Genomic DNA, 14,914 nt, shown 5'->3' on the forward strand with positions numbered 1-14,914 from the left:
AAGTTCCTTCAAGCTCTTTTCAGCAACTTTTGAAGGTAGTGGAACGTAACCGTCTTTTACCACAACCTCCTGACCTTGCTGAGACAATACTGACTTAACAAACTCTGCTTCAAGTGGAGACAAGTCTTTGTTAGGCGCTTTATTGATGTAAACGTATAGGAAGCGAGATAGTGGATATTTGCCTGTTACCGCGTTTGCTGAAGTCGCTTCAACAAATGGCTGGCTTGCTTTTTTGCTAAGTGGTAGTGCGCGAACAGATGCAGTCTTGTAACCGATACCTGAGTAACCGATACCGTTGATAGACTCAGATACGCCCTGAACAACTGATGCTGAACCTGGCTGCTCATTTACGTTGTTCTTGAAGTCACCTTTACATAGTGCTTTCTTTTTGAAGTAACCGTAAGTACCTGATACAGAGTTACGACCGAAAAGCTGAACAGTTTGGCCAGCCAAGTTACCAGTCACACCCAAGTCACCCCAAGTTTTTACTTCTTTGTCGAAGCCACACTTACGAGTAGATGAAAAAACCGCGTCGATCTGAGGAATAGTCAAACCTTTGATTGGGTTATCTTTGTTTACGAATACTGCTAATGCATCGATTGCAACTGGAACGGCTGTTGGCGCATAACCGTGACGCTTTTCGAATGCGCCGCGCTCTTTGTCTTTCATCATACGGCTCATTGGGCCAATGTTTGAGGTACCTTCAGTCAAAGCTGGAGGCGCAGTTGAAGAACCCGCTGCTTGAATCTGAATGTTTACATTTGGGTAGTTACGCTTAAAGTCTTCGGCCCAAAGTGTCATCAGGTTTGCCAAGGTATCAGAACCAACACTTGAAAGGTTGCCTGAAACGCCACTGGCTTTCTCGTATTTAGGAAGGTTTGGATCAACATCTGCGTGTGCAGTGCTCACAGCACCTAATGTACTGAGGGCTAAGATACTAACTATTTTCTTTATCATCTTGAGTGCTCCTAAGTGGCTTAATTGCCGAAAAATTTGTTTGCTTACTTTCTTGATGAGGCCACTATAAAGATGCAATGTTACAGTTATGTGACAGCTCCGTCTTGTTTGTCACATAAGTGTCATAAGAATGTAAAAAAACTGTTAGATCCCATATCTACGGGGCTTAGCGGGGAGTTGTTGTATTGCTTAGATAGCTAAATCTAAGAAAGTCGCTTCGGCATTGACCAATTTTTATGACAAAAAATGAAATATTCGGGGCCAGTTCAAGTTTTGGTCACATGTGTATGATTTTCACTGGCACTTTTCCGATCTTGGCTATACTGAAAGCAAGCCGCTTTATTAAAGGAAAGAGATCAAATGAATTCATCTGAATCGGGTTTGGGGCCTTCGGGTCGTCTGACTTTGCAAGTCATTGCGATGCCTCGTAATACCAATGTACATGGTGACATTTACGCTGGCTGGTTAATGGAACAGATGGATTTGGCCGCAGCGACCGCAGCGAGCCAGATATCTAAAGGCCGCTCAGCGACTGTTGCGATTGAAAGAGTAGAGTTTTTATCGCCAGTTTCTATCGGTGACCAAGTAAGTTGCTATACCGAGCTAATGGATACCGGGCGTAGTTCGATGAAAATTCGAGTAGAGGTTTTCGGAACCGATACACGAGGTAGTCAAACCCGTAAGATTACCGAAGCTGTTTTTATCTATGTGGCCATTGATGAAATGGGCGGTATCAGGGCGCTACCAAATAGCGATTAGGCGCTTGAAAGCCTAGTCCAATACAGTAAAGAAGCGATCTGCTGTTTCTTTACTGAATGTGCGTAGCTCTTTATCTTCGAATTCGACTGAAAAAGCATTTCCTGACTCTTCTTTTACCCAACCTAAGCCAAGTACTACATGCTTAACCGTATTTGCGAACCATATTGCACTGCTCGTTGAAGTATTTTCTGAAGCCATATCACTAGCGACCAAGGTGCACCGTAACTCTTCTGCATATTGCCTCGTAATACGACTTGGTTTGCCTAATGCGACTTCTATTTGCTTACTATCCAGAGCACTTCCCAACGCTGTGCTTTGCGGGATATTAAGCTCATGCTGGAAACGTGAAATTTGAGCTTTGCTGTTCGAAACATCTTCAGGAATAAGGAGGTGTAAGCATTCTTTGGCACGCGTCATTGCGACGTATAACAGACGCCTTTCACTTTCGAGCAAGGCTTTGCTTAGCATTTCATCTTTGTAGGTATAGGGCAGGGTTTTGTTGTTGAGACCGGGAATAATGACTTGTTTCCACTCGAGGCCTTTTGCGCGATGAATGGTCGATAGCTGGACCGTATCGGTTTTTTTAGTCTTATGGTTATGTTGCTCGGAGTCTTGTTGTAGCTTAATAAAAAGCTTGAGCGTATCTTCGAGGCTAAGCTTGTGTTGAGCTAGAAAGCGGGCAATTCCCTGAATTGAGGCGACTTTTTCCTCTGCATGATCGTGGCTCAGGCTAAGAGAACGAATCCCTTCATATAATTCAGTTTCATTAAAATAGCTTGCAAAGGTCGCGGCTAAGGGCTGCGGTTTGTTCTCTAGCGCATTCAGTGCTCTTGCCAGCCGTTCTAATTTTATAGCTTGTATACGCTTAATATCTTCAGGTATGGCTTCCTTGGTCAATTGTCCCCAATTGCTGTCATGCTGAGCAAGTGTATGACAAAAGGCCTTGATCTGTGTGTCGGGTAAACCCACATGTGGAAAATGAAACAGAAGGTCCAGTTTCAAAGCCCGTTGCTCAGTAGACATGGTTTTAAAGTGTCCACATGCCAACTCCAACAGTGCGCAAATACTTTGCGCTTCATTGGAGTGGAATACACCGGGGTAGCCATCCATATGGTAATTGATGCCGGCTTCTAACAACGCGAGCTCAATGCCCACCGTCTGACTCCAAACTCGCGTGAGAATTGCATACTGAGACAAATCCTGAGAAGGGGTGCCTGAGAGGATATCAATCACTGTCTTGGGGTCATCTTTAGACTTGTGTACTTCTACCCGGGTAGAGGGGTTTGACTCATGTGATTTGCAAAGCAGTGCTTGTCGCCCTGAGTTGTGGGAAATCAGGTGGTTCGCTAATAAAGAAACGCAATGCCCATAGCGGAATGAGTAGCTCAAATTGAGCTTCTGCGTCCCTGGAAACTGTTGGGAAAAGCCGTTAATGATGTATTCGGGTTTTGCGCCGCGGAACTCGTATATCGTCTGATCAGGGTCGCCAACGACGGTCACTTTGGCGCGGTCCCCTGCGATATAGCTTAACAGTGCGTGCTGAAGGTCGTTGGTGTCCTGGTATTCATCGACCAGCACAATATCCATCTTGTTGCTAACAAGCTTTTCTAAAGAGGGATTTTGCTGAATAGCGATCACGGTATCGTAAAGCATATCCGTGTAGCTGATTCTGGCGTTGTGTTTTCGCCAGCTTTCGAAGACATCAAACAATTGAGGAAGAAAGCCGAACTTATCGCTCAAATCAAGATCATAGAGGGTTTGTTGAGGTGACAGCAGGCCATTTTTAACGGATTCGATAAACTGGTGGCCTGCTTCAACGTAATCTTTCTTATTACGTTTGGCATCTTTAAGGGCTTCGGAATCAAGTATTTGATTTAGCATTCGCCAGATATGAAAGTCGATCTCCTTATCACTGAGGATTTGTTTATTAAATGGTCGCAGTTGCCCTTCTTGAATAAAACGTTGGTATAGCCGATAACCCATCGCATGAAAGGTTCGCACCTCGGGAAGGCGGCTATGGTGGTTACCGATCTGTCTTAGTTTGGCGGCAAAGTCGGTCTTTGCTGCTTTGTTGAACATTAGGATGAGAATTCGCCGTGCATCATGGCCCTGGCTCAATAGATATACTATCCGATGAGCTAGGGTCGTTGTTTTACCGCTGCCTGCGACAGCAGTGACCACATAATGAGCAAGGGGTGATTCTACAACCTTAATTTGCTCGGGGGTCAGGGTGATATCTTGGCTTGGATGCATGCAGTGAATACTTGTTAGCGGTGACTTATTTTGGTGGTAATTGATACAAATAAAGTGATTGCCAGGCAGTGCTTTACTGGGGCTTCAAATTACATGACAATGGCGCCTTGGTGTAGCGTAGAGTTAACTTAAGACTCTCTCTCAACTCAACAACTAAGAACTGACTATATGTACTATCGCTTAATGATACTATTCATTGCAGGGATGTTGATAGCATCGTGTAGTGTTATTTCCGGAAATGATGAGCAAACGGAAGCAATTCTAAGCCGTCTGGACCTCAGTCCTCAAAAGGTTCCTGCTAAAACGCCAATGATGCTTGCTGCCGAACGGGGTGATAGCAGTGCTTTAAAAAAGGCATTTTCTCAAGGTGGTAAATTGAATGCTATGGCACCCGAAGGAACGGCATTTTCCTTGGCTCTCAGTAATGGACATGCGTCGATAAGTCGTATCTTGTTGACGGCAGGGAGTCAGTGGCAGGAAGGGTTTTCATTGGGCGACTCTAGTGCGTTGATTGAAGCGGCAGATCAGGGCTTTGATCAGATCGTGAAAATGCTTATTGTAAGAGGTGTATCATTGGATCATCGAGATAAAGAGGGTTATACAGCTTTAGCAAAAGCAGCGATAAAGGGCCACCTAACGACGCTAAAAATACTCATTAATGCCGGTGCTCAAGTTGACGCATACCCTTTGGGGCGTTCGGTGCTTATGCATGTTGTAGAAGATAACAATATGTTGATTTCCCAGCAGCTAATAGCTGTTGGAGCGGACCTGAATTATCAGGATGATGACGGTGATACTGCTCTGAAAATTGCTCGACGAAAGGGCTTCTTTGATATTGATTTAATGCTTGTTCAGGCAGGCGCACGGCCATAGAGAAAAACAAATGAGCTCAAAAAGAAAGATAGCACTCGGACCTTTGCCCGAGCAGCGTGAAGACTATAGCCATTATGAAGAGAGTTTTGTTCGCTGGGACCGCATCGTAGGGTTTGGCTTGCTTGTGTTAGTCGTGCTGGTGTTGCTTATCAGTTTATCCACTGCCAACAAGGATGATGCACTTGATTTTGATGAGGCTGAGACACCACTAGATAGCAGTATCAAGGAGCCGAAGATAGCGGTCATAGAAAAAACAGACGATCCTGACTCTGTAAAGCAGGCTTCACCAAAGCCCGAAGTAACGGTGCCACCTTTGGGAGAGTTAAAGCCAGAGGAACTAGCGCAGCTTGTGAGTACACCCAAAGTTGTTGAAGAGCCTAAAGAAATTAAAGCCCCGGCACCTGAAGCTAAGCCTCTTGAGACAGACAGCGATGAAAGCGTTAACGCTCAGCCTGCAGTCAAAATTTCCGAGGCGAGCCCAGCTTCTGTCCTGATTATAAATAGCGCCATAAAAGAAGCTGTGCTGAGCCTAAGTATTAAGAATGATGTTCCAGGAGAACCCTTGCAGCATCGTGTCGTAATGCCTGAATCCGGGCTGATCAAAGTCATCCTGCATACTGAGATGCATGGCTTGCGAGGCGCTACACTCTATCATCACTGGTATCGTGAGGGGGTAAGGCAGGCAAAGGTGAGGATCCCGGTAAATGTTGCTAAACAGAAGTCCTACTCAAGTAAGTTTATTGATAAACATATGCTGGGTGCTTGGCAGGTGAAAGTGTTGGACGCTTCAGGTGAACTTTATATTCTTGCAGACTTTGAGGTTGTTAGCGCAAACTGATGGATATCTTGTTCGGCCTAAAAAAGCTGCTAGGTATGTCGTTAATGTCGGTACCGCTTATCTTGATCGGTTTACTGTTAGCAGGTTTTTTCTATCGAAAGCGTTATGTAAAGCTAGGCAGAATACTCAGTTTATTCAGTATTACTGCTTTATTTATTTTGAGCCTTTCACCGGTGACGGATGCTTTGATCAGGCCTCTTGAGTCACAGTATCCCGCCTACCAAGGCCAGCCCGTAGATTTTGTTTTAGTGTTAGGTGGCGGGCATTCAACAGCGAATGAGCGACCTTTAAGCAGTCTATTGAGCGGAACCTCATTAAGTCGGTTGACTGAAGGCTTGATGATTTACAGAGCAAATCCCGGGTCAAAGTTATTACTTTCTGGCTATCATGGGGATGATATTGAATCTCATGCTAAAGCGGCATCACGAGTGGCGATAGCCCTTGGAGTACCCGAGAGCGATATTTATTTGGCTGAAGAGGTAAAGGATACGGCAGAAGAGGCCAGGCATTGGGTTAAATTTATAAACGGTGCCAAATTTGCGTTAGTGACGTCAGCAATGCATATGCCCCGTTCTGTCTATTTGTTTAAGAAAGAAATCACTTTGCAGCAAGGCGAGACTAAGTCATTGCTTGCTTCGCCAACAAATTTCAGGTCATGTGAAGTGAATTGCTTAGGCTGGCGAAGCTGGATACCAAAGTCACGAAACCTGGCAAAAACCGATGCAGCGTGGCATGAGTACTTAGGCTATTTATGGGCGCGCTTAATAGCATAACGTTTGGAAAATTGATTTATGGGTTTAAAAGCGGGAAAAGTTTATCCTTCTAGCGAAGGGAAAGTTGGTGTATTAATCACTAACTTAGGTACGCCAGAGGCGCCAACAGCGAAGGCTTTGAGGCACTATTTGTCAGAATTTTTATCTGATCCCCGCGTTGTCGAAATTCCACGGCTAATTTGGATGTTTATCCTGCATGGTATCATTCTTAGAGTGCGGCCCAAGAAGTCGGCTCATGCCTATCAGACGGTATGGGCTGAGCGCGGTTCTCCGCTTAAATATCATACTGAAGATCAGCTTACAGCCTTGCGACAGGCTGTTAATTCAGGCGCAGAGAAGCCATCCATATTGTTCGATTATGCCATGCGGTATGGTGAGCCTTCTATTGCCAGCCGACTTGACCAACTGGCGTCACAACAATGCGATAAGCTTTTAGTGCTTCCTTTATATCCCCAGTATGCCAGTGCCACAGGTGGCTCAACATTTGATGCAGTCGCTAAAGATTATGTTTCCCGCCGCCAGATACCAAGCTTGCGTTTCGTGGCTAGCTACCATAATTACCCACCCTATATTGACGCGATTGTCGAGAGTATTCGTGAACATTGGAAACTGCACGGACAAGCCGAAAAGCTGCTTTTGTCTTATCATGGTTTGCCTAAATTTAGTCATGATAAAGGCGACCCTTACTATACCCAGTGTAATGAAACCAGTCAGTTGATTGCTGAGGCGCTTGAATTAAATGGTGATCAGTATATGACCGTTTTCCAATCACGCTTTGGCGCTGCAGAGTGGCTGCAGCCGTATACTGATGAAACGCTAAAATCCCTCGCGAAGCAGGGGACACGCTTTGTGCAGGTAATTTGTCCGGGTTTTTCTGCAGATTGTTTGGAAACTATCGAAGAAATTGGCGTAGAAAACAGGGACTATTTTCTTGAAGGTGGTGGCGAACGCTATGAATATATTCCGGCCTTAAATGCCAGTGAGGCGCATATCAAGGTGCTGGCAAGTTTAATAAATGAAAACGTGCAAGGTTGGTTGTAATGTGCAGGTCTTTGCAAGCGAGCTAAGGTAATAGGAGTTGATGATGAACTTTTTTAAAATTGCGGTGATGGCGGTATTATTGATTGCCGGTCATGCCCGTGCAGAAATAAGCGTTGAAGGTGAGTGGGTGCGCTTATTGCCGCCGATGGTTAAAACCACTGCAGCGTATATGACCCTAACCAGTTCCATCGACGATACGCTGGTTTCAGCTTCAAGCCCTCAGGCATCCATGGTTGAGTTACACCTTTCCTCAATGTCTAATGGGGTGATGTCTATGGATCATGTTGAAGAGATTGCGCTGTTGAAGGGACAGCCTTTAAAGCTTGCACCAGGTGGTTACCATCTGATGCTAATGGGCTTAAAGGCAAGCTTGAAGGAAGGTGATACTTTCCAGCTGCACTTACAGTTTGCCAAATCAGGTGAGCTAATTGTTAACGCTGAAGTTAAGCAATAAATAGCCTGTTTAGTAAAACATAAACGGCGTAAAGGCGACTAATAATAAGGTGGTCGACATCACCATTAGCGGTAACAAGATACGCTCATGGCGATAGTAAAAACTATCGCCTTCACTTAGTGCCAAATCAACCTCCTGACTACCAACCACTTGCCGTGTTAACAAATGGTTCAAAGAGACCGGTGGGCTCAGGTAACCCAACTCAAACGCTACCAGGCAGGTCATCCAAAAATGTATAGGGTTAATTCCATGCTCATAAGCTAGCGGTGCGACAAGCCCTGAGACCAAAATCAGAGCACCAAAAGGGTCCATCACCATGCCCACAAAAACCAGAAACAAGACTAAAACCAGCATGGTTAGATAAACTGACTCAAAGCCTTCGGGTATGGATAAACCACTACCGCTCCGTTCTAGAATGCCGCCAATCGTAAAAGAGCAAGCCATTAGCATCAGTAGCGCGCCAATTTGCACCGAAGAATTGCCAATAGCATTGTTAAACGCCGATACGATATTGGGGCTAACATTCAAGGTCTTATTTTGCTGCTCAAAGTCCCGGCTGAACTTACGTTCATAAATAATAAAGGCGAACATAATAACGGGGAGGATAATCGGGGCTGAAAATTCATCAAGATAGGCATTCAACAATACGGCGTAAATCAACATGCTGAGCGCAATAATGATGATATAAGGAAGCAGTGCTCGAAACTTTGTAATAGAAGGCTGAAATGCTTCGCTAAAAGGTGCGATGCTTAAAGGCCCACGTCGAGTCAGCATGGCAAACATAAAAAACACTGCAAGCGTTAGCATGAAAACCCGGCTTCCCCAATAAAACAAATCATCACTCAAGACTTCTTTGTTGAGAATGGCAATACCGATTACCAACAGGCAGGGCCTTAATACAACGCCTGAGCTTCCGGTCATTGCGGTGACCGCCAGTGCAAGCTGACGCCGAGTACCAACACGCCTCAACTCCTGATAAACCACAGCACCCATGGCAATAATGATAATACCTGAGGCCCCTGTATAAGCAGTTGGTACAGCCATTAATGCGATGGCGATGCAGGCCAGTATTTCAGGGGGAAAGTTCCAGGGTTTAAAGACATCAAAAAGCTTCGCGCCAAGCAAGGTCTCTTTAAGCAGCATTCCGACCCATATATAGAGAGCGATCGTCAGATGTAGATTAGTCAGTTGGAATATCTGAGTAAAGTACATGCTGATGCCAGGAGCATGCTCTTCGTTGACAAAAAAATGATACGCAGCTGCCAGAAGCATCCAGGTTTGAATGGGAACTGTAAGCACCATTCTAAAGGGAGAAGTGTTTTGTTTACTTAGGTGCCGGGTTTTAAAAAGCTTGATGAAACTCACTAGACTTAGCACGGCGCTACCGACAATAAGCGTAGCAAGGAGTTCGGGTGAACTAAGGCTTGCTCCAGCGTCTTCTGCGTCCTTATAAAATCGATAGCTGGAATAAAACAAGCTCAGTGCCGCGAGTGTTTGCGCAGCATAAGAAAAGTAGTGTTCATGCTTGTTTCGAATGCCTCTGAAGGCAATATGCTCATTGCGCCAGGTTGCGTAGGTGGCACATAGGAGTAGCAGGATGATCAGCATGGATTTTTGCTGGTTAATTGAAAATAAGCTGATTTGAGCGAAGGAAGCTTCGATGCTCGCGAAGGCTCTAACCCAAATGTCTGTTTGCGCCAGGTAGGTTTGTGCCGCTTGGTGTTTACTTTGGCAGACCTTAACTTGCTTTAGTAGAGAGCTACGTGCAGCATCGCGGTTAAACTCGTCAGCGAGCAGCTCAAAGTCCTGGTTCTCGGCATTGAATTCGCGCTCAAGTTCATCCAGTTGCAGCTCTATATCAGGCTTTGGGTTGCATTCAGGCTTAGGCTCTTCTCCACGTAGAATGAAGTAGTCATCCCACAGATAAATTCCTAGTTTGAGCATTTGTGCATTAATGTTTTCGCTGGTACCTGCTGTTACCGTGCCGAGTAAAAGTATCAGAACAGTCAGCGATAGACAGCGCTTGAGCCAGCGGCTTGCTACGTCCATAAGAATCGTTTTTGTTATTTTACGATTATGAAACTGGGGTGGCAGCTAATGCATTTCCGAACGGAGACCGTCACCCCAAATGAAATTATTCCTTATCTTTAGAAGTACACTCAGCCAAGTTGGGGTCGACTTTACAGCGAACTTTTCTGAACAAGGTTAACGCTTTTGCGTTGTATACATTTCTGTCCCGCAAGGCTAAACGGCTTTCACGAAATAGTTCATTCCACTCATCCTTAGCTTGATCTGAAATATTGATCCAATATTTCTCGGGGATAGTTTGCTCGCTCTGCTCAATTGATTTGATATCACTAAGGTATTTATTTGCCAGTAATGTGCGAGTCTTCTGGGCAAAGCCATCAGGAATCTTTTTCCAGCGAACGATTAGCTGCATAGTCACCTGGAGACTGGGCCAGTTAATGATGCCACCATTTGGTTCAAGGCCTTTATACATTTCCATAGGCTCATAAGCCAGACCAGGCGCACCCGTAATATCTACAGCATGGTTATTAAACTTCTGCAAAGCATTCATAATACTTGAGGACACGGGGGTTAAGCCGATCTTCTCAGCCAGGTAGCCTGTTTCAGGTGCATTGTCGAGCACTGTTACTTTCTTGCCAGCCAAATCTGAAGGTACGCTAATATCTCTGTCTTTTACGAATAGAAAAATGGCACCGATTGGCGATATGCCGATAACTTCGTATTCGCCCTTGCGCATAAGCTTTCCAGCTTTTGGGCTACTCAAGGTTTTAATGATCATACCTAAGTGTTTGTATGTGGGGATCGCGCCGACAGCATTGATAGAACCAGTAAAGTCATTATATTCTCGTGCGCGAATACCTGGCAGGTTCAACATATCACAAACACCGTTCTTGAACTCTTCAGAGGCAACACGGTCATCTGTATAAACTTTGAAAGAAAGGTCTACGCCCCAGCGTGTTGCATCGATTTTGAATTCCTTCATACGCTTGTGTACCGGGCCGTCATGACCCACGAAGTCAAATACACACATAGTAAGTGGAGATAGCTGGCTAGCGAAAGAGCTGTTAGAAATTGCTAAAAGGCTGAGTACTATCAAAGTCATCGGCAGACGGCGCTTGCTTGAGGAGATCATATTATTCACTGCTTTCTCTTATCTATCTGGAGTGTGTCAGGTAGAGCAGCCTAAGAAAATGATTAATAGTTCCCTTGGAACAAGGACCTGCAGGTTATACAGGGCCCTATATAATTTAGGCGTGCATCTTTAGAGATAAGAATCCTAACCGAAATAGGCCCTCTACGGAAAGGTAGGAAGTCTCAAAAGTATTATTTCGTGACTATTGGTCGATTTTGATAATCACTGAAATCGGGTGTTTCGCGCTGATAATTATTCATTAGTGGAGAATGGACGATAAAGTCAGCGGTGCTCTTGTTACACGCGACGGGAATATTCCAAAGCGTTGCCAGTCGGAGTAGCGCTTTAATATCCGGGTCATGAGACATGGGTTCGAGTGGATCCCAAAAAAAGATCAGCAAATCAATTTTGCCGTCAGCAATTAGTGCGCCTATTTGCTGGTCACCACCTAAAGGGCCGCTTTGAACACGGTTCACGCTTAGGCCTGTTTTTTCTTCGATGAGCTTACCGCTTGTTCCTGTCGTAGTGAACTGGCAGCTACTTAAAGCTTCGATATGCTGGTTTAGCCAAGCAACAAGGTCGCTTTTACGATTATCGTGAGCGATTAAAGCGATATTTTCAATTGGATTCATTCTGTGTCCCGAGTTGTCTCACTCATTATTATCATTCTTGGAAAGTGATAGAGAGGCCCTGGAAGCCAACGTAGGTTTTCAGGGCCGTCTTAAAATATAAGTCTAGCTAAGATTTTGCTTTGTATATAAATTACTTAAAAGCTATTGCAAATTTGTGACATTATTTGGCTGTATTGGCCCAGGATGGTGAATGCTTAGGCAAAAAAAAGCCCCGGAAAACCGAGGCATAACAAGTTACCACACTTGATTAAAACGAGCGATCAAGACTAATACTTGACGCTATAGGTTCAATATAACGTACTTGATAGCAATACCAGTTGACTCAGGTCAAGTAAGCCGGAAACCGGGTAGAGATAGCTTCGTGCTATGTAATAAGATGCTGTTGTGCCGCTGAAGTCTCATGACAAATATTGTCCCTTGAGCTAAGCTATGTGCATTACGCTGATAATACGATGGATTGTCGGATTAAGGTAAAACCTTGGTAAAAATAGAGAGAGAAATAATGATGAGAAAGCTAGTTACATCGGTTTTGGTAGCGGGTTCACTTGCAGTAAGTGGAAGTGTTGTAGCAGGTGATGCTGCTGCGGGTAAAGCTAAATCAGCAGTATGTGCAGCCTGTCATGGTGCTGCCGGTATTGCAGCTATTCCAACTTACCCTAATTTGGCAGGACAAAACGAAGCTTATTTGGTGAGCTCACTGAAAGCTTATAAAACCAAGCAGCGTAACGGTGGTATGGCGGCAATCATGCAGGGCCAGGCAGCTGCATTGAGTGACGCTGATATTGATAATTTAGCGGCTTACTACGCTTCTTTAAAATAGTCTTGTTTGTTCCTCAGGCCATTTAGTTAACTTGTAGGTAGCTGGGAAACCATACTCATCGGGTAGGGTAGTTCCTAAGGTGCCTACAAGTTCTTTCCCCTCCTTCATAGCTAGCATTTTTCTGCTTTATATTCATAGATTGTTCTCATCTACTCCTCTGTGTGCATTTTTGCTTAGTGATTGAACAAAATCAGGTTAGAATAAGTCTCGTTTTTAGAATGCCTTAAACCTGATTTGTTGTGAGATTTATATGAAATTTGTCGTCAAACTGTTTCCAGAAATTACCATTAAGAGCAAGCCAGTCAGGCAGCGCTTGGTAAAACAGCTTCGGCAAAATATCAGTGCTGTGTTAAAGAAAGAGTTTGAAGACGTCAAGGTTCAGGGTTTTTGGGATAAGATCGAAGTTAACCTGAATGACGATTCTCAAGAAAAAGCTGAGAACCTAGCGGCTACCCTTCAGCGTATTCCGGGTATTGCAAATATTCTTCGAGTGCAGCGCTATCAGATTGATAATATCGATGACAACTTTGACGAAATTGTAGAGCATACTCATCGTGCTCTGGGCGAGGAGCTTAAAGGCAAGCGCTTTGTTGTGCGTATTAAGCGTGCCGGTCAGCACTCTTTTACCTCCCATGAGTTAGAACGTTATGTAGGGGGCGGTTTACTGCGAGCAGGAGAGACTGCGGGTGTAGATCTACATAATCCTGAAGTGACGGTCATGCTGGAAGTCCGGGACTCGGATCTTTATATAATCGAACAACGCTATGAAGGCCTGGGCGGTTATCCGATAGGTGCACAGGACGACGTGTTGTCACTCATGTCTGGTGGTTTTGATTCGACAGTTGCCAGCTACTTAACCATGAAAAGAGGCTTGAAGACGCATTTCTGCTTTTTCAATCTGGGCGGAGCCGCGCATGAGATTGGTGTTAAACAGGTCGCTTTATATTTATGGGAGAAATACGGCGTTTCACATCGCGTGAAATTTGTTGCTGTGCCTTTTGAAGAGGTGGTTGCTGAGATACTAAAGAATGTACATCACTCGCAAATGGGCGTTATCCTCAAACGTATGATGTTGCGGGCAGCAGAAAAGGTTGCGGATCAGATGGGCATCGAGGCCCTGGTTATGGGGGATAGCGTTGCGCAGGTATCCAGTCAGACCTTGGCAAACATGAGTGTGATTAATAAAGTCACCGATACCTTGGTATTACGCCCGCTTATTACCATGGATAAACAAGATATTATCTCTTTGTCAGCAAAAATCGGTACAGAAGAATTTGCCAAGAATATGCCGGAATATTGTGGTGTGATCTCCGATCGCCCAACAACTCGTGCCAAGATGGAACGAATTCTGGAAGAAGAAGATAACTTTGACTTTGAAGTACTCGAGCGCGCAGTAGAACAGCGGGTGAGCACTAAAATCGATGAAGTGATGTCAAGAATCCAAACCATCGCTGAAGTTGATTTGGTGAATGTGCCTGAGGTTGATGATGTGATTATCGATATCCGCCACCCGGACGAAGTTGAAAAAAGTCCGCTTGTTTTGACGAATAATGAAATCAAGAACATTGCGTTTTATGAACTGATGTCCAAATTGGATCAACTTGAAGCTGATCAGCAGTATCTGCTTTACTGTGAAAAAGGTACGATGAGTCAGCTGCATGCCAGTCACTTAAAAGGCATGGGCTACGAAAAAATAGGGGTGTATGCTCCTTAATAAGCAATATGAATGAAGAGACAATATTATGAGCCTGAAACTGGGGCGGAGAGAACAAAAAAAAATAAATAACCGCAAGGCCATTCTAGAGGCTGGGCTTGAAGTGTTTTCGACGGTTGGTTATGAGCGAGCAACTATCAATGATATTGTCAGCGAAAGTGGCCTGTCTGTAGGTACTTTTTATAATCACTGCGGTGATAAAGACACGATCTTTTCTGAGCTGCTCACTGGCTTTTTAATGAAAGTGCGCACGACTTTGAGCCAGGCGCGTCAAAGTGCAACAACTTTGGAAGGCTTTATCAAAGGTGCTTTTCTCGCTTACAGTAAACTGATCTCTCAGTACCCCAAAATGCAGCTGATGATTTCAAAAAATGCCCCAGTGTTTAAGCAGGTGCTATCAGAAAAAGAAGAGCTTACCGAGATTATTGACGACTTGTCTCGTGATATGCAGCTTGCTGTTGAGGTGGGAATGGCGCCTAAGTTCCCTGTATCGATGATGACGTCTGCAATGATCGCTTCGAGCATTGACATTTTTTCTGTCAGTGATGATGAGTACTCAGCTAAAGAGAAGGCTGAGTTTCTAGGGAATTTATTTATAGGTGGAATTGAGCGAATGGCTTCAAAGTAATTGTCTGATATA

At 44.6% G+C, this 14,914-nt stretch carries 14 protein-coding genes; 9 read left to right on the forward strand and 5 right to left on the reverse strand.

Features of this window, described 5'->3' with window-relative positions; translation table 11 throughout:
* Nucleotides 1–957, reverse strand: a 957-nt coding sequence (locus tag A3766_RS05615; RefSeq protein ID WP_068641884.1) for a PstS family phosphate ABC transporter substrate-binding protein, incomplete at its 3' end; no start/stop codon positions are given.
* A 360-nt stretch (nt 958–1,317) separates the two neighbouring features.
* Here A3766_RS05615 and A3766_RS05620 point away from each other — a divergent pair.
* Nucleotides 1,318–1,716 carry an acyl-CoA thioesterase gene (locus A3766_RS05620; RefSeq protein ID WP_068514412.1) on the forward strand — a complete coding sequence of 133 codons (399 nt, stop codon included), beginning with the start codon at nt 1,318–1,320 and terminating at the stop codon, nt 1,714–1,716.
* A 12-nt stretch (nt 1,717–1,728) separates the two neighbouring features.
* On the opposite strand, the gene A3766_RS05625 is transcribed toward A3766_RS05620, so the two are convergent.
* On the reverse strand, nt 1,729–3,969 hold the full coding sequence (locus A3766_RS05625; RefSeq protein ID WP_068641886.1) for an ATP-dependent helicase: 2,241 nt from the start codon (nt 3,967–3,969) through the stop codon (nt 1,729–1,731).
* 168 nt (nt 3,970–4,137) lie between these two features.
* Here A3766_RS05625 and A3766_RS05630 point away from each other — a divergent pair, with 168 nt between their 5' ends.
* From A3766_RS05630 to A3766_RS05650, 5 genes are read left to right on the forward strand one after another with little or no spacing between them, the layout of a single operon-like run.
* The gene (locus A3766_RS05630) at nt 4,138–4,842 is read left to right on the forward strand and encodes an ankyrin repeat domain-containing protein (RefSeq protein WP_068515975.1); all 705 of its coding nucleotides are present in this window, start codon (nt 4,138–4,140) and stop codon (nt 4,840–4,842) included.
* Between the two features lie 10 nt (nt 4,843–4,852).
* On the forward strand, nt 4,853–5,680 hold the full coding sequence (locus tag A3766_RS05635) for a DUF2914 domain-containing protein (RefSeq protein ID WP_068509595.1): 828 nt from the start codon (nt 4,853–4,855) through the stop codon (nt 5,678–5,680).
* The gene (locus tag A3766_RS05640; protein ID WP_082865018.1) at nt 5,680–6,453 is read left to right on the forward strand and encodes an ElyC/SanA/YdcF family protein; all 774 of its coding nucleotides are present in this window, start codon (nt 5,680–5,682) and stop codon (nt 6,451–6,453) included. The genes A3766_RS05635 and A3766_RS05640 overlap by 1 nt, the downstream gene beginning before the upstream one ends.
* Before the next feature lie 18 nt (nt 6,454–6,471).
* A complete protein-coding gene (gene hemH / locus A3766_RS05645) occupies nt 6,472–7,494 on the forward strand; it encodes a ferrochelatase (protein WP_068515972.1) in 1,023 nt (340 codons plus the stop codon).
* Nucleotides 7,495–7,534: 40 nt separating this feature from the next.
* Nucleotides 7,535–7,948 (forward strand): copper chaperone PCu(A)C, encoded by a 414-nt coding sequence (locus A3766_RS05650; protein ID WP_068515970.1) that lies wholly within the window; start codon nt 7,535–7,537, stop codon nt 7,946–7,948.
* A gap of 9 nt (nt 7,949–7,957) precedes the next feature.
* Here the strand turns inward: A3766_RS05650 and A3766_RS05655 are convergent, their stop codons facing one another.
* From A3766_RS05655 to A3766_RS05665, 3 genes are all read right to left on the reverse strand, one after another.
* On the reverse strand, nt 7,958–9,997 hold the full coding sequence (locus A3766_RS05655) for a TRAP transporter large permease subunit (protein ID WP_068515966.1): 2,040 nt from the start codon (nt 9,995–9,997) through the stop codon (nt 7,958–7,960).
* An 85-nt stretch (nt 9,998–10,082) separates the two neighbouring features.
* The gene (locus A3766_RS05660) at nt 10,083–11,108 is read right to left on the reverse strand and encodes a putative solute-binding protein (RefSeq protein ID WP_068515961.1); all 1,026 of its coding nucleotides are present in this window, start codon (nt 11,106–11,108) and stop codon (nt 10,083–10,085) included.
* Nucleotides 11,109–11,299: 191 nt separating this feature from the next.
* Complete coding sequence (locus A3766_RS05665; protein ID WP_068515959.1) at nt 11,300–11,740, reverse strand: methylglyoxal synthase; 441 nt, start codon at nt 11,738–11,740, stop codon at nt 11,300–11,302.
* Between the two features lie 502 nt (nt 11,741–12,242).
* On the opposite strand from A3766_RS05665, the gene A3766_RS05670 reads away from it, so the two are divergent.
* The 3 genes from A3766_RS05670 (at nt 12,243) to A3766_RS05680 (ending at nt 14,902) form a co-directional block, all read left to right on the forward strand.
* Nucleotides 12,243–12,560, forward strand: coding sequence for a cytochrome c (locus A3766_RS05670; RefSeq protein ID WP_197470243.1), 318 nt, complete (start codon nt 12,243–12,245; stop codon nt 12,558–12,560).
* Between the two features lie 250 nt (nt 12,561–12,810).
* Nucleotides 12,811–14,274: a tRNA uracil 4-sulfurtransferase ThiI gene (gene thiI / locus A3766_RS05675; protein ID WP_068515956.1), complete on the forward strand. Its 1,464-nt coding sequence runs from the start codon at nt 12,811–12,813 to the stop codon at nt 14,272–14,274.
* A 28-nt stretch (nt 14,275–14,302) separates the two neighbouring features.
* Entirely contained in the window at nt 14,303–14,902 is a 600-nt protein-coding gene (locus A3766_RS05680) for a TetR/AcrR family transcriptional regulator (RefSeq protein WP_068515953.1), read from the forward strand.
* Nucleotides 14,903–14,914 lie beyond the last annotated feature (12 nt).

The sequence above is a fragment of the Oleiphilus sp. HI0132 genome, from assembly GCF_001635845.1.

Coding starts and splice junctions, on each gene's coding strand:
- A3766_RS05620 (WP_068514412.1), top strand. CDS start 1,318: ATGAATTCATCTGAATCGGGTTTGGGGCCTTCGGGTCGTCTGACTTTG.
- A3766_RS05625 (WP_068641886.1), bottom strand. CDS start 3,969: ATGCATCCAAGCCAAGATATCACCCTGACCCCCGAGCAAATTAAGGTT.
- A3766_RS05630 (WP_068515975.1), top strand. CDS start 4,138: ATGTACTATCGCTTAATGATACTATTCATTGCAGGGATGTTGATAGCA.
- A3766_RS05635 (WP_068509595.1), top strand. CDS start 4,853: ATGAGCTCAAAAAGAAAGATAGCACTCGGACCTTTGCCCGAGCAGCGT.
- A3766_RS05640 (WP_082865018.1), top strand. CDS start 5,680: ATGGATATCTTGTTCGGCCTAAAAAAGCTGCTAGGTATGTCGTTAATG.
- hemH (WP_068515972.1), top strand. CDS start 6,472: ATGGGTTTAAAAGCGGGAAAAGTTTATCCTTCTAGCGAAGGGAAAGTT.
- A3766_RS05650 (WP_068515970.1), top strand. CDS start 7,535: ATGATGAACTTTTTTAAAATTGCGGTGATGGCGGTATTATTGATTGCC.
- A3766_RS05655 (WP_068515966.1), bottom strand. CDS start 9,997: ATGGACGTAGCAAGCCGCTGGCTCAAGCGCTGTCTATCGCTGACTGTT.
- A3766_RS05660 (WP_068515961.1), bottom strand. CDS start 11,108: ATGATCTCCTCAAGCAAGCGCCGTCTGCCGATGACTTTGATAGTACTC.
- A3766_RS05665 (WP_068515959.1), bottom strand. CDS start 11,740: ATGAATCCAATTGAAAATATCGCTTTAATCGCTCACGATAATCGTAAA.
- A3766_RS05670 (WP_197470243.1), top strand. CDS start 12,243: ATGATGAGAAAGCTAGTTACATCGGTTTTGGTAGCGGGTTCACTTGCA.
- thiI (WP_068515956.1), top strand. CDS start 12,811: ATGAAATTTGTCGTCAAACTGTTTCCAGAAATTACCATTAAGAGCAAG.
- A3766_RS05680 (WP_068515953.1), top strand. CDS start 14,303: ATGAGCCTGAAACTGGGGCGGAGAGAACAAAAAAAAATAAATAACCGC.